Source organism: Pseudonocardia yunnanensis (assembly GCF_039534065.1).
Classification (GTDB): domain Bacteria; phylum Actinomycetota; class Actinomycetes; order Mycobacteriales; family Pseudonocardiaceae; genus Pseudonocardia; species Pseudonocardia yunnanensis.
In genome coordinates, this window is the sequence record NZ_BAAAUS010000064.1 from 83,721 (window position 1) to 96,742 (window position 13,022).

A 13,022-nucleotide genomic window follows, 5' to 3' on the forward strand; every position below is an offset into this window, starting at 1 on the left:
AGGCAATGGCACACGTCCACGGGAGCCACCACATCACCCTGTCGGTCGGATCGGCGCAGGAAGACGTCGACTTCCACGTCGGCACGCTGGGGATGCGGTTCATCAAACGCACCGTCCTGTTCGACGGCTCCTTGCCGATCTACCACCTCTACTACAGCAACGCCGCAGGCGACCCGAGCTCCGTGGTCACCACCTTCCCCTTCCGCCAGGCCGGGCTCATGGGCAGGCGGGGCACCAACCAGGCCCGGGAGGTGCACCTGGCGGTGCCGTCGGGCTCGCTCGACTACTGGCAGGAGCGGCTCTCGGGCCGTGGTGTCGAGGTGGAGAACGCCGAGGTGCTCGACCAGCGCCGGCTGCTCTTCCGGCACCCCACGGGCATCGAGTACGCCCTGGTGGGAGTCGAGGGCGACAGCCGCGTCGGGTGGACCGAGGGCGGCGTTGCGCAGGAGCACGCGATCCACGGCATCTACGGCGTCGGCGTCCACGTGGCCAACCCGGAGAACATGGTCGAGTTCCTCTCCGACTCCTTCTACGGCAAGTCCCTGGTGGAGGAGGGCGACCGGGTCGTGCACCAGGTCGGGCAGCCGAGCCAGGGTGGCTCCGTCGAGCTGGTGGTCAACCGCACGGACGAGCCGGGCACCTGGCGCTACGGCGAGGGCACCATCCACCACTTCGCGTGGAACGCCCAGACCCTGGAGAACCAGGACGCGCTGAAGTTCGAGATCGAGGGTGTCGGCTACACCGACATCTCCGAACTCAAGGACCGCAAGTACTTCAAGTCCGTCTACGTGCGCACGCCCGGAGGAGCGCTCTTCGAGCTCGCGGTCACCCACGCCGAGGGCGGCTGGACGTGTGACGAGTCGCCGCAGGAGCTGGGATCGAAGTTCCAGCTTCCCGATCAGTTCGAGGCCCGCCGCGCCGAGCTCCTCGACCAGCTCGAGCCGATCCAGGTGGCGGCGGACGACTGAGCCGGCCGGCCGCTCGGCCGCGGCGTCCGGTCCATTCCCCGCGTGTCACGGAACCCCGCGTTGTGGGTGCTCGTCTGATTGTCATACAGTCAGGTGAGCATTCGCGGTGAGGGGTGGGGTATGCCGGAGCAATCCCTGAGGGGCCGGGTCGCCGTCGTCACGGGAGCTGCCGGCGGGATCGGCGGCGCCACTGCGGCGCGGCTGTCCCGTGCAGGCGCCTCCGTCGTCCTGGTCGATCTCGACGGCGACGCGGCGGCGCAGTTCGCCGCCGGACTCGACGGCGACGCGATCGGCGTGCAGGCGGACGTGTCGCGCGAGGAGGACGTCGAGCGCTACATGGATGCCGCGGTGGAGCGGTTCGGGCGGGTCGATCTCCACCACCTCAACGCCGGGATCCCGGGCTCGCCCACGGCGCTGCCCGACCTGGCCGTCGAGGAGTTCGACCGGGTGATCGCGGTGAACATGCGGGGGACGTTCCTGGGGCTGCGGGCAGCGTTTCGCCAGTACGTCCTGCAGGGTGGAGGCGGTGCGATCGCCGTCACGGGCTCCATCGCCAGCCTGCGGGGCAGCTCGGACCTGCTGCCCTACCACGCCTCGAAGCACGGGGTGCTCGGCCTGATGCGCAACGCCGCGGTCTACGGCGGTCCGCTGGGCGTGCGGGTCAACGCCGTGGCGCCCGGCATCGTGCCCACCGCGCTCTTCGGCTCCGCGGGTGGTCCCGGGGGCAGCGCCGACATGGTGCAGCGCGCCTCGACCACCCCGATGCGCCGGGCGGGCACGCCCGAGGAGATCGCATCCGTCGTCGCCTTCCTGCTGAGCGACGACGCCGCTTACATCACCGGTGAGGTGGTGTCGATCGACGGGGGCGCCTCGATCGTGAACAGCGTGCGGCCCTCCGGCGGCGCGGGGGCGTGGGACACCGCCGAGCTGGACGCTCGCACCGCCCCGCGCGCCTAGTCGCGGCACAGATCTTGCTCGGCCTAGGATTGTATGACAGTCTGGCGATCGAACGGGCCGACGGAGTGCTGACGAGGGAGTGTGCGATGGCGCACGGCGTGGGGGAGACCGCAGCGGAGATGGACGTCGGCGCTCGCCGCGTCGTCGCCTTGGCCACGGCCGTCGGCAACTTCACGGAGTGGTTCGACTTCGCGATCTACGGTTTCCTCGCCGCCATCCTCGGACGCTTGTTCTTCCCCGGCGCGAGCCCGGCTGCGGCGCTGCTGGCCTCGCTGGCCGTCTTCGGCGTGGCGTTCTTCATGCGGCCGCTCGGCGGGCTCGTGGTCGGCGCCATCGGCGACCGCCACGGCCGCCGGGCGCTCCTCACGCTCTCGATCGGCATGATGGGACTGTCCACCACGCTGATCGGCGTGCTGCCCAGCTACGCGGCGGCCGGTGTCGCCGCACCGATCCTGCTGGTGCTGCTGCGCTGCGTCCAGGGCTTCTCCGCCGGCGCCGAATGGACCGGGTCGGCGGCGTTCCTCGTGGAGCACACGCCGGTGGATCGTCGGGGCCGGTACGCGAGCGTCGTCTCGGCCACCGCCGCGCTCGCCACCGCGTTCGGCGGCATGCTGGTGCTCGCGCTGGAGCTGACGCTCACCTCCGACCAGATGCTCTCGTGGGGCTGGCGCATCCCGTTCCTGGTCGCGGTGCCGCTCACGCTGATCGGCACGTGGATCCGGCTGCGGATCGACGAGACGCCGGTGTTCCAGCGGCTGGTGAAGGCGGGAGCGGTCACCGACGCCCCCGTCCGGCGCGCCGGCCGTGACGTCAAGGCGATCGCGATCACCTTCGCGTTCTCCAGCGTGCAGGGCCTCGGGTTCTACTACCTCGCCACCTACGTCATCAGCTACCTCACCGCCACGGTCAAGCTGCCGGAGGCGCGAGCGCTCCCGCTCGTCGCGATCGGGCTGCTCGTCTACGCGGTGCTCTGCCCGTTCGCCGGGGCGCTCAGCGACCGGGTCGGCAGGCGCCGGGTGAACCTCATCGGCGGCACCGGGCTTGCGGTCGTGAGCGTTCCCGCGTTCGCGCTGATGGGCACGGGCACCCCCGCAGGGGTCGTCGGTGGGATGGTGCTCTTCTCGGTGTTCCAGTCGATGGTCAGCGTCACCACCGTGTGCATGCTCGTCGAGCTGTTCCCGGCCCAGACGCGCTCGACGTCCAGCGCCATCGGCTTCAACCTCGGGCTCGCGCTCATCGGCGGTCCCGGCCCCCTGATCGCGGCTGCCATCGCCGCGGCGACGGGGAGCAGCATCCTGCCCGCCTTGTACATGGTGGTCGTCGCCGCGCTCGGCACGCTCGCTCTGGTGCGCTGGCTCCCGGAGACCGCGGGCCGCGCGCTGGACGCCACCACCGCCGTCCCCGCAGGATCGGCCCGATGAAGACGGGATACGAGGTGCTCGCGGTGCGGTACGGCGCACGGACCGCGAGCAAGTCCGACAGCTATCTGAACTTCCACGTGTACGGCGAGCCCGACGTCGAGTTCCCGATGGACTACTACTTCTGGGTCGTCCGCGACGGGGAGCGCACGATCCTCTTCGACTGCGGGTTCGGGGCCGAGGCCGGCCGACGCCGCGGGCGCACCCTGCTCGTCGAGCCGGTCACCGCACTAACAGCGCTCGGCATCGACCCGGCCACGGTCACCCAGCTCGTCGTCACGCACGCGCACTACGACCACATCGGGAACCTGCAGAGCTTCCCCGCCGCGGAGATCGTGATCGCCCGCCGTGAGTTCGAGTTCTGGACCGGCCCCTACGCCGGGCGCATCCAGTTCGCGCACTCGACCGAGCCCGACGAGCTCGACCGGCTGGCCGCGGCGGCTGCGCAGGGCAGGGTGCGGCTCGTCGACGAGACGCTCGACCTCGCACCGGGGATCGAGCTGGTGGTGGTCGGCGGCCACACCCCGGGGCAGCTCGTGGCGCAGGTAGCCGTCCACGACGAGGCAGGCGGGCCGGGCGCGGTGATCCTGGCCGCCGACGCGCTGCACTTCTACGAGGAGCTCGAGCGGGATCGCCCGTTCTTCGTGGTGGCCGACCTGCTGGACATGTACCGCGGCTTCGACACGCTGCGCGAGATGAGCGAGGACCCGGGGCGGCTGCTCGTCGCGGGTCACGACGCCGAGGTGCCGGACCGGTTCCCGGACCGGGTGCCCGGCATGTCCGGGGAGCTCGCCGATCTGGTCGTGCGGGTCGCGGGACGAACAGGGAAGTCGTGAGTGGAGGAGGTGGTGTGATGAGCGAGCTTGCGAGCGAATCAGTGTCACAGCGCCTTCGCGAAGCGTCGACCGAGCGCAGCGAGGAGGAGCGATGAGCAAGCCGACAGTCGGGATGGTCGGGCTGGGCAACATGGGCGGCCGCATGGCGCGACGCCTGGTCGACGCCGGGGTACCGGTCGTCGGGTTCGACGCGCAGCGCGCGCGGGTGGAGGCGGCCGGCGCGAAACCGGTCGGTGATCCTGCCGAGGTGGCGCGGGCGGCCGAGGTGATCCTGATGTCGCTGCCCGACAGCCACGTCGTCGAGCCGGTGGTGCGCGGTCCGGACGGGCTGCTCGCCGGGGCATCGGCGGGAGCCACGATCGTCGACCTGTCGACGGCGGCGCCATCGTCCACCGTGGCCCTGCACGCCGAGGCGAAGAAGGTGGGCGTCCGGTACCTCGACGCGGGCATCTCGGGGGGAGCGGCCGCCGCCGAGAAGGGCACGCTCACGATCATGGCGGGCGGCGACGCCGCAGTGCTCGACGAGATCCGGTGGGTGTTCGAGCCGCTCGCCGCCCACGTGCACCACATGGGGGCGTCCGGCGCGGGCCACACGGCCAAGCTGCTGAACAACTTCCTCAACGCGGTGAGCCTCGCGGCCTCGGCCGAGGTGATGGTCGCGGGGCGGCGGGCCGGGCTGGACCTGGCCCAGTTGCTCGAGGTGATCAACAGCAGCAGCGGCGTGAACTTCGCGACGCTCAACCGGTTCCCGCACATCGTGCAGGGGGACTACCTCGAGGGCGGGCTCACGGGGCGTCTCATGACGAAGGACGTCGCGCTCTACGTCGACCTCATCGGAAAGCTGGGTGTGCCCAGCCTCAACGCTGCGGGGCCGCTGGCGAGCTTCGGGCTCGCCGAGAGCCTCGGCTACGGAGATCAGATCAGCAACCGCGTCGTGGATGCGATCGGTGATGTCGCGGGGGGCACCCGCGTCCACGACACCACGGAAGGATGAGAGATGCAGATCGTCCGGGGACGGGCCCCCGACTCGACCCCCACGCAGGCCCGGAGCGACACGTTCACCGGCACCGTGTGGGGCGACCCAGTGCTGCCCACCACCGCGGAGGGCAACACGATCAACTCGGTGACCTTCACGCCCGGTGCGCGCACCTACTGGCACCACCACACGGGCGGCCAGATCCTGGTGGTCACCGCCGGCCGCGGCTGGGTGTGCTCGCACGGCGGGCCGCCTGAGGTGATCCGGGCCGGGGACGTCGTGTGGGTTCCGCCGGGAGAGCGCCACTGGCACGGCGGCACGCTCGACACGGTGATGACCCACCTGGCCGTGTCGCTCGGCCCGACGGTCTGGTCGGACGAGGTGGACGAGGACGAGTACCGCGCCCTGCTGGCGCCGGAAGGGCAGCGATGACGAACTCCGATGCGAGCAGCAACGACGGCATCGCCGGCACCGATACGGCAGACGCCCGGTACGAGCGGGGCCTGGCGATCCGGCGCGAGGTGCTCGGGGAGGCTCACGTCAACCGGTCGCTGGCCGGGGTGAGCGACTTCTCCCGGCCCGTGCAGGAGTACGTCACGCGCACGGCCTGGGGCGACATCTGGAGCCGGCCCGGCCTGGACCGGCGTACCCGCAGCCTGCTCAACCTCGCGATGCTGACGGCGCTGAACCGCAACCACGAGTTGGGCGTGCACGTCCGGGGTGCGGTCACCAACGGATGCACCGAGGAGGAGATCCAGGAGGTGCTGCTGCAGGCCGCGGTCTACTGCGGCGCGCCGGGGGCGCTGGAGTCGTTCCGGGTGGCCGAGCGCGTGCTGGGGGAACTCGCGGCGGAGACGAACGGAGTGAGTCGTGCCTGAGCTACCCGTGCGGGCAGTCGGGTTCGTCGGGCTGGGCCGCATGGGAGACCCGATGGTCCGCCGCCTCGCCGCGGCGGGCGTGGACGTGCGTGGCCACGACGCCGCGCCCGGCCCACGGACGACATTCGCCGACCTCGTCACGATCGTCGACAAGCCGGCCGAGGTCGTCCCGGTGGACGGCGAAGGGCCCCCGGTCGTGGTTCTGATGCTCCCCGACTCGAACGTGGTCGAGGCCGTGCTGGGCGAGGGGCTGCTCGACGCCCTGACCCCGGGCACGCTGCTGGTCGACATGGGTTCCTCGGAACCGATGCGCACGAAGGCGCTCGCCGAACGGGTGGCCGCCCGCGGAGCCGTCATGATCGACGCCCCCGTCTCCGGCGGCGTCTCCGGAGCCACCGCCGGCACGCTCACGATCATGGTCGGCGGACCGGACGCCGAGGTTGCCGCGATCACCCCGCTCCTTGCCGTCCTCGGCCGCGTGCGCCACGTCGGGCCGGTCGGCGCAGGTCATGCCCTCAAGGCGCTGAACAACCTGATGTCGGCCTCGCACCTGCTCGCCAGCTCGGAGGCGCTGCTCGCCGGGGAGCGCTTCGGGCTCGACCCGGCCGTGATGCTGGACGCGGTGAACGGGTCGAGCGGGCGTAGCGGCTCCACCGAGAACAAGTGGCCGAACTTCGTGCTGCCGGAGACCTACAACTCCGGCTTCGCTCTCGCGCTGATGGTGAAGGACATCCGCATCGCGCTGGGCCTGGCCGAGGCGACGGGCGCGCCCTCCGCGCTCGCCGCACGCACCGTCGAGCTCTGGAGCGAGGCCGCCGCGGCGCTCGCCCCCGACGCCGACCACACCGAGATCGTGCGCTGGCTGCGCGCCGGCGAGTCGACGGACCCCGATCCGAGGAGCGACCGATGACGCTGACCGCAGAGCAGCAGGAGATCAAGGACGAGTTCGTCAAGGTGCGGGGCACCTGGGGCGACCCGTGGGAGCGGATGCTGGAGCTCGACCCCGCGTTCGTCCGGGCCTACCTGCACTTCTCCGCCGTCCCCTGGACCGGTGAGTCGCACCTCGAGCCCAAGATCAAGGAGTTCGTCTACATCGCCGCCGACGCCGCGGCGACGCACCTCTACGTGCCCGGGATCCGCCAGCACGTGGCCGCCGCGCTGGAGTACGGGGCCACCGAGCAGGAGATCATGGAGGTCATCGAGCTCACCAGCACGCTCGGCATCCACGCCAGCAACATCGGCGTCCCGCTCCTGCTGGAGGTGCTCGAGGAGGAGGGCCTGCGCTCCGGCCCGGCCCCGCTCGACGAGCGGCGCGAGCGGCTCAAGGCCGAGTTCACGGCGAACCGCGGCTACTGGCACCAGTTCTGGGACGGGCTGCTCGAGCTCGACCCCGACCTGTTCGAGGCCTACATCGAGTTCTCCTCGGTGCCGTGGAAGACAGGGACGCTGCCGCCGAAGGTCAAGGAGCTCATCTACATCGCCTTCGACGCCTCGGCCACCCACCTGTACGTGCCCGGGCTCAAGCTGCACATGCAGAACGCGGTGCGGCTCGGAGCCACCGCAGGCGAGATCATGGAGGTGCTCGCGATCGTCAGCGTGATCGGCATCCACGCCGCAACGACCGCGGCTCCCATCCTCGCCGAGCTCACCCGGAACGTTCCCCAGTGACGGCAGGCCGGCTCGGCGTGTGGGGGACGGTTGCGCCGACCGGCTTTCCGTGGGTTGCGGGTGCGGCGCGAGCGGGATACGCGCCGCACCCGTAGCCGAGGCGTTCTCTCGATGTAGCCGTGCGGGGGCCTACTGATCGCCCCGCCACCAGCGCCGCTTCGGCGAGCGAATCTCCACCGAGCCGGCGCGCACGGAGCCGGTGAGCCGGAACGTCGGGCCCGTGGTGCCGTCGGACGTGGCGCGCCTCTTGTCCTCGATGCTGCTCATCACGGACTGCACCTCGTGGTGATCGACGCGCGACCCGTGCGGCATCCGCATCTCGACCGAGCCAGCCACCACGTCCAGCTCGATCTCGACGACGTCGTGGGGGATCCGCGCTGCGGTGAAGTCGAGTTCCGTCGATCCCACCTTCGCCCGGATCACCAGCCGGGCCGGCACGTCCCACTCGCCGCGACGGGTGACGGAGCCGAGCACGCTGCGCAGCTCGGTGGTGCCCTCGGAGTCCACCGTGGTCGTGGTCGACTGCGGGGTGCGTACCGGACTCCGTCGGGTCGCCACGCCCGTGGGCTGCTCGGGGTGGGTCATCCCCGGCAGATCGATCACCACGACGTTCAGCTCGCCACGGGTGCGGGCGGCGAGCGCCGCGTCGACCCGCTGCGTGAACTCGTCGAGGTCGAGCATCCCCGCGCCCGTGGCGCGCTGCAGCAATCCGATGATGTGCTCGCGCTCGGCATCGGACACGCGCAGGGACTGGGCATCGGGAGCGTGATCGGACACGCGCTGACCGTAGCGAGCGACCATGGCTTGGTCATCCACCGATCAGCGGGCTCGCGGGTCACTTCGCAGGCGGGCTCGTAGCTGGACGGGATTCTGCGTTTGTGATGTCGGTCCGGGAAGGTCAGAATCTTCGTAAGTGAGTGCTCGCGATGGTGAGACCGAGTCTGCTCCGCGCACTGCTCGCGGTCGCAGGCATGTCGTGGCGATCGGGGCGGCGGTGCTCGCCGGCGTCGGGTTGGCTGCTCAGGCGCGGTTGAACGGAGAGCTCGGCGCACGGCTGGGCGATGGGGTCGCAGCCTCGTTGGCCTCGACAACTGCCGGCATGGTGCTGTTGCTGGCACTCGTGCCCACTCTTCCGGCAGGGCGGCGTGGGCTTCGGTTCGTCGCCGCCGCCTTGCGGTCCGGCGGATTGCGGTGGTGGCACTGCTGCGGTGGGGTCGGCGGCGCGGTGTTCGTGGCAGGCCAGGGGGTGAGCGTCGGCGCCTTGGGGGTTGCCGCGTTCACCGTGGCCATCGTCGGAGGCACTGCGACCGGCAGCCTCGTGGCGGACCGGTGGGGGCTCGGACCGGGCGGACGGCACGCGGTCACTCTCGCCCGGGTCGGCGGCGCGCTGATCTGTGTCGCAGCGGTCGCCGTCGCCGTCCGCGATCGGCCGGGCGGTCAGGGCGCGTTGCTACTGGTGGTGCTTCCGCTGCTTGCCGGCGTCGCGGTCGCGGTCCAGTCCGCCCTCAACGGCCGGGTCGGCGCGGCCGCCGGGTCGCCGTGGCCTGCCACGTTGGTCAGCTTCGTCGTCGCCGAGCTCACCCTCACCGTCGCGGTGCTGGTCGAGCCGATTGTTCGCACTGCGCCGGCCGTGCGGCTCCCCGCCGAGCCGTGGCTCTATGCCGCGGGCCTGATCGGCATCGGCGTGATCGCGACAGCCACGCTCGTCGTCGGTCAGGTCGGTGTGCTGGTCTTCAGCCTGGCCAGCGTTGCAGGCCAACTGTCGGGCGCGCTCGCCCTCGACACGATGACCCCGGGCCCCAGGCCCTCGCTTGCGACGTGGATCGCGACCGTCGTGACTTTCGGCGCAGTGGTGCTGGCGGCGCGCCCCCCACGTCGTCGTCGCTCGGTGGAGCCCGGTTGAGCTACGACGGGCCGGTCCTTCTGGTGCACGTGAACGGTTCGTCGATCCAGTAGGTGTCGTGCTGCTCGTCGTGGACGATCGGGTACCTGGTGGCCGGATCGCAGAGCTTGTCGATCTGGGCCTGGTCCGCCGAACTGATGGTGAACCAGTACTTGTTGGTGTCCGGGCCGGCCACCTGGCATTCGTAGAAGAACCCTTTCATGCCAGGACCGAACACATCACTACGGAAGTCGGCGGCCAGTTTCTTGTTGAGATTGATGTTGTCGCAGTCGGCCTTCATCCCCTCGACGCTGGTGGTCTCGGCCGCCTCTGTCGTATATCCCTTGGCCGTGTGGGTGCCCGACGCCGTCCAGGTGCGTGCCGGCAGGGCGATCTGTTCGGCGACGTCGGCGAGCAACGGACTGGCGGGTGCGGCTGCCCGGGTCTGTGTCGGGGCGCCGGAATCCGCAACGCGGCCGGGGTTCGAGCATCCGGCGACACCGATGGCGAGAGTCGCCAGCACAAGAGGTGCGATCGGGATCCTGTTGCGGGCCGGAGGCGTCACGGTGGGCTCCCTTCCGGGCAGGCCCGGCGTGCCGGCAGCCGCCCGGGTGCGGACGCTAGCCGCCCCGGCGAGTGGCCGGCGGGAACAGCGCCCGTTCGGGTTCCCCTCCCGAGCTCTCGAGGGGGCCTCTCGTCACGAACGGAGGCGCTCGACAACCGGCTCGAACGCCTCCCGGAACGGCTCGTGCACGGTGACGTAGGAGAACCCGTATCGCTCCCGGTTCGCCTGCAACTGCTCGGCCATCTGCTCCGGGCTGCCGATGAGGAGGTAGGGCGACTCCAGTGCCTCGTCCACGCTCATCTCGGTGCCGAACCTGCTGATCATGTCCGCCGCGGCGGCGCGCCGGTCGAGGGTGGGCACCACAGCCTGCACGAGCAGGTGCCACTCGATCCCGTCGCTGCGCTCCCCGGCCCGCTCGCGCACGAACCGCATTCGCTCGTCCGTCTCCGCCGCCGTGGCCAGCCGGAACGTCCCCGGCGGCTTGCCTGCCACCTGGTAGGCGCCGGAGACGCCGATGATGTCGGCGTGCTGTGCGGCGACCGTCAGCACCCGGTCGCCGGTGCCGCCGACGATCAGCGGTGGTCCGGATCCCTCGAACCCGACGCGTTGCACGGGCCGCGGTGCCTTACCGCCCGGCAATTCGGCGAGATCCGTGGTGAAGAACCGGTGCAGCTCGGTGATCGTCTTCTCGAGGGTGCGAACACGCGAGCCGAAGGACGCCCAGGGGATGCCCGCGGCATCGAACTCCCACTTCATGTGCCCCGCGCCGAGGCCGACCTCGAGCCGTCCGCCGGTGAGGATGTCGGTGCTGGCCACCTCGCGAGCCAGCAGAGCCGGGTTCCAGAACGGAGCGTTGAGCACGAGGGTGCCCACCCGCATCTGCTCGGTCGCGTCGGCGGCCGCGACGAGAACCGGGAACGGTGCAGGTGCGCCGAGGTGGTCGGCGGCGAAGACGGTGTCGAACCCGGCGCTCTCCGCGCGACGGCAGACCTCCTGCAGGGCCTCGCGGGACGGGATCCCGAAGATGTTGAAGGAGAACCGGAAGTCACGAACCATTCCGACACCCTGTCGGTGCTGCCGGGGACGCACAACGGGGTTCGCCGCGCGCGGACACGCCCGCCACCCCCGGAGCGCGAGACCATCCGGCCTTTCGTGACCCGGGGGGAACTGGCGGAACGCGGCTTTCCCGTAATCGCGTGGAAGACCCGGGAGTGACCGGCGACACCGGGCGGCAGGGCTGCGACCGGTGCGGTGGCACTGTGAATCCCGCCGCCGGATTCCGTCACCGCATCCCGTCGATTGCCGACGGAACGGATCGGCGCTGGGGAGGTCGCGTGGCTTTCGACTACATCGTCGTCGGTGGTGGCACGGCCGGATGCGTGCTCGCGTCGCGGTTGTCCGAGGACCCCGACGTGCAGGTGCTGCTCCTCGAGGCGGGCGGAGCCACCGGGCCCGCAGCGATGGCCGATCCCAGGCGATGGCCGCTCCTCGTCGGCACGGAGGTCGACTGGGCGTACGAGACCGTTCCACAGCGAGGTGCCGGTGGCGTGATCTGTTCGTGGCCGCGCGGGAAGGTCCTCGGCGGGTCGAGCTCGATCAACGCCGTCATGCACTCGCGGGGTCATCGCGACAGCTACGACGCCTGGGCGGATGCCGGTGCCACCGGCTGGGACTACACGACGATGCTGCCGTTCCTCAAGCGCATCGAACGCGCGGTGGACGCCCCCGACTCCCGCTACCGGGGGATGAACGGCCCGATGATCGTGGCGCACGGCGAGGTGGAGCACCCCTTGTGGGACGGCGCGGTCGAGGCCGCGGTCGAGGTGGGCCACCCTGGCGCCACCGACCTCAACAACGGGCTGGAGGAGGGGGTCGGGTGGAGCGAGTACAACGTCGTCGACGGCGTGCGGCAGAGCGCGGCCGACGCCTACCTCGGCCCGGCGCTCGACCGGCCCAACCTCGCGGTGGTCACCGGGGCACAGGCGCGGCGGCTGCTCCTCGACGGGGGCCGCTGCAGCGGCGTGGAGTACACACAGGACGGTGAGCTGCGCACCGCATCCGCCGAGCGGGAGGTCGTGCTCGCCGCCGGCGCGATCGGCTCACCGCAACTGCTCCTGCTCTCCGGGATCGGACCGGCTGCGCAGCTGCGCGAGGCCGGCGTCGACGTGGTCGCCGACCTGGCGGGTGTGGGGGAGGACCTGCACGACCATCCGATGACGACCGTGGGCTACACCGCGACCCGGCCCGTCCGTGCCGCGACCTTCGTCCGCAAGCCGCACGTTCGGCTCCGCAGCGATCCTGCCGATCAGATCGACCTGCACCTGCTCTTCGTCGACACACCGGCCCCGTCGACGGGGACGCTCGGCGCGGGAGACGGGTACGCGATGAGGGTCGCGCTGATGACGCCGTTCAGCCGTGGGTCGGTGCGGTTGAACCCGGCGGATCCCGAGGGCGCCCCACTCATCGACCCGAACTATCTGGCCGACGAGCGAGACGTCGAGCGCATGGTCGTCGGGGTGCGCCGGGCGCGGGAGGTGGGGGAGGCGAAGGCCTTCTCGCCGTGGCGGGACCGCGAGCTGCTCCCTGGCCCCGACGTTCGTGACGACGCGGCCTGCCGTGAGTTCGTCCGCATGAACCTGACGACCTTCTTCCATCCGGTGGGGACCTGCCGGATCGGTGTCGACGACGGCGCTGTCGTCGACCCGGAGCTGCGAGTTCGTGGCGTCGAGGGTCTGCGGGTCGCCGACGCCTCGGTGATGCCGACGATCGTCTCGGCCAACACGAACGCCACGACCCTCGCGATCGCCGAACGAGCCGCGGTGCTGATGACCGGCAACCCGTGACCACCGGCCCCGAACCCCCGCGAGTCGCCCC

The 13,022-nt window shown here is 71.1% G+C and carries 14 protein-coding genes; 11 read left to right on the plus strand and 3 right to left on the minus strand.

The window, feature by feature from the left end:
* The first annotated feature begins 5 nt into the window (after nucleotides 1–5).
* The 9 genes from ABD743_RS41965 to ABD743_RS42005 all read left to right on the plus strand — a co-directional run bounded on the left by ABD743_RS41965 (nucleotide 6) and on the right by ABD743_RS42005 (nucleotide 7,701).
* Entirely contained in the window at nucleotides 6–968 is a 963-nt protein-coding gene (locus tag ABD743_RS41965; protein WP_344729939.1) for a VOC family protein, read from the plus strand.
* Nucleotides 969–1,088: 120 nt separating this feature from the next.
* Nucleotides 1,089–1,925, plus strand: a complete 837-nt coding sequence (locus ABD743_RS41970) for an SDR family NAD(P)-dependent oxidoreductase (RefSeq protein WP_344729941.1) — start codon at nucleotides 1,089–1,091, stop codon at nucleotides 1,923–1,925.
* Nucleotides 1,926–2,011: 86 nt separating this feature from the next.
* The gene (locus ABD743_RS41975) at nucleotides 2,012–3,346 is read left to right on the plus strand and encodes an MFS transporter (RefSeq protein WP_344729943.1); all 1,335 of its coding nucleotides are present in this window, start codon (nucleotides 2,012–2,014) and stop codon (nucleotides 3,344–3,346) included.
* Nucleotides 3,343–4,179, plus strand: coding sequence for an N-acyl homoserine lactonase family protein (locus ABD743_RS41980; protein WP_344729945.1), 837 nt, complete (start codon nucleotides 3,343–3,345; stop codon nucleotides 4,177–4,179). Before ABD743_RS41975 ends, ABD743_RS41980 begins: the two co-directional genes overlap by 4 nt.
* Nucleotides 4,180–4,216: 37 nt before the next feature.
* Nucleotides 4,217–5,173 (plus strand): NAD(P)-dependent oxidoreductase, encoded by a 957-nt coding sequence (locus ABD743_RS41985; protein ID WP_344730158.1) that lies wholly within the window; start codon nucleotides 4,217–4,219, stop codon nucleotides 5,171–5,173.
* 3 nt (nucleotides 5,174–5,176) lie between these two features.
* Nucleotides 5,177–5,587: a cupin domain-containing protein gene (locus ABD743_RS41990; protein WP_241034339.1), complete on the plus strand. Its 411-nt coding sequence runs from the start codon at nucleotides 5,177–5,179 to the stop codon at nucleotides 5,585–5,587.
* Complete coding sequence (pcaC, locus tag ABD743_RS41995) at nucleotides 5,584–6,033, plus strand: 4-carboxymuconolactone decarboxylase (RefSeq protein WP_344729947.1); 450 nt, start codon at nucleotides 5,584–5,586, stop codon at nucleotides 6,031–6,033. The genes ABD743_RS41990 and pcaC overlap by 4 nt, the downstream gene beginning before the upstream one ends.
* The gene (locus ABD743_RS42000) at nucleotides 6,026–6,943 is read left to right on the plus strand and encodes an NAD(P)-dependent oxidoreductase (RefSeq protein WP_344729949.1); all 918 of its coding nucleotides are present in this window, start codon (nucleotides 6,026–6,028) and stop codon (nucleotides 6,941–6,943) included. The genes pcaC and ABD743_RS42000 overlap by 8 nt, the downstream gene beginning before the upstream one ends.
* The gene (locus tag ABD743_RS42005) at nucleotides 6,940–7,701 is read left to right on the plus strand and encodes a carboxymuconolactone decarboxylase family protein (protein WP_344729951.1); all 762 of its coding nucleotides are present in this window, start codon (nucleotides 6,940–6,942) and stop codon (nucleotides 7,699–7,701) included. The genes ABD743_RS42000 and ABD743_RS42005 overlap by 4 nt, the downstream gene beginning before the upstream one ends.
* 129 nt (nucleotides 7,702–7,830) lie before the next feature.
* Here ABD743_RS42005 and ABD743_RS42010 read toward each other — a convergent pair whose 3' ends face one another.
* Nucleotides 7,831–8,478 carry a DUF1707 SHOCT-like domain-containing protein gene (locus ABD743_RS42010; protein WP_344729953.1) on the minus strand — a complete coding sequence of 216 codons (648 nt, stop codon included), beginning with the start codon at nucleotides 8,476–8,478 and terminating at the stop codon, nucleotides 7,831–7,833.
* A gap of 136 nt (nucleotides 8,479–8,614) precedes the next feature.
* On the opposite strand from ABD743_RS42010, the gene ABD743_RS42015 reads away from it, so the two are divergent.
* Complete coding sequence (locus tag ABD743_RS42015) at nucleotides 8,615–9,604, plus strand: DMT family transporter (protein ID WP_344729955.1); 990 nt, start codon at nucleotides 8,615–8,617, stop codon at nucleotides 9,602–9,604.
* Nucleotide 9,605: 1 nt separating this feature from the next.
* Here ABD743_RS42015 and ABD743_RS42020 read toward each other — a convergent pair whose 3' ends face one another.
* Both ABD743_RS42020 and ABD743_RS42025 read right to left on the minus strand, forming a co-directional pair.
* Nucleotides 9,606–10,001, minus strand: coding sequence for a hypothetical protein (locus ABD743_RS42020; protein ID WP_344729957.1), 396 nt, complete (start codon nucleotides 9,999–10,001; stop codon nucleotides 9,606–9,608).
* Nucleotides 10,002–10,280: 279 nt separating this feature from the next.
* A complete protein-coding gene (locus ABD743_RS42025; protein WP_344729959.1) occupies nucleotides 10,281–11,204 on the minus strand; it encodes an LLM class F420-dependent oxidoreductase in 924 nt (307 codons plus the stop codon).
* Between the two features lie 278 nt (nucleotides 11,205–11,482).
* On the opposite strand from ABD743_RS42025, the gene ABD743_RS42030 reads away from it, so the two are divergent.
* On the plus strand, nucleotides 11,483–12,991 hold the full coding sequence (locus ABD743_RS42030) for a GMC family oxidoreductase (protein ID WP_344729961.1): 1,509 nt from the start codon (nucleotides 11,483–11,485) through the stop codon (nucleotides 12,989–12,991).
* Nucleotides 12,992–13,022 lie beyond the last annotated feature (31 nt).

What these genes read in the sequence shown, in the direction of transcription:
- ABD743_RS41970 (WP_344729941.1), top strand. Translation starts at nt 1,089, where the DNA reads ATGCCGGAGCAATCCCTGAGGGGCCGGGTCGCCGTCGTCACGGGAGCT.
- ABD743_RS41980 (WP_344729945.1), top strand. Translation starts at nt 3,343, where the DNA reads ATGAAGACGGGATACGAGGTGCTCGCGGTGCGGTACGGCGCACGGACC.
- ABD743_RS41990 (WP_241034339.1), top strand. Translation starts at nt 5,177, where the DNA reads ATGCAGATCGTCCGGGGACGGGCCCCCGACTCGACCCCCACGCAGGCC.
- pcaC (WP_344729947.1), top strand. Translation starts at nt 5,584, where the DNA reads ATGACGAACTCCGATGCGAGCAGCAACGACGGCATCGCCGGCACCGAT.
- ABD743_RS42025 (WP_344729959.1), bottom strand. Translation starts at nt 11,204, where the DNA reads ATGGTTCGTGACTTCCGGTTCTCCTTCAACATCTTCGGGATCCCGTCC.
- ABD743_RS41975 (WP_344729943.1), top strand. Translation starts at nt 2,012, where the DNA reads ATGGCGCACGGCGTGGGGGAGACCGCAGCGGAGATGGACGTCGGCGCT.
- ABD743_RS41965 (WP_344729939.1), top strand. Translation starts at nt 6, where the DNA reads ATGGCACACGTCCACGGGAGCCACCACATCACCCTGTCGGTCGGATCG.
- ABD743_RS42005 (WP_344729951.1), top strand. Translation starts at nt 6,940, where the DNA reads ATGACGCTGACCGCAGAGCAGCAGGAGATCAAGGACGAGTTCGTCAAG.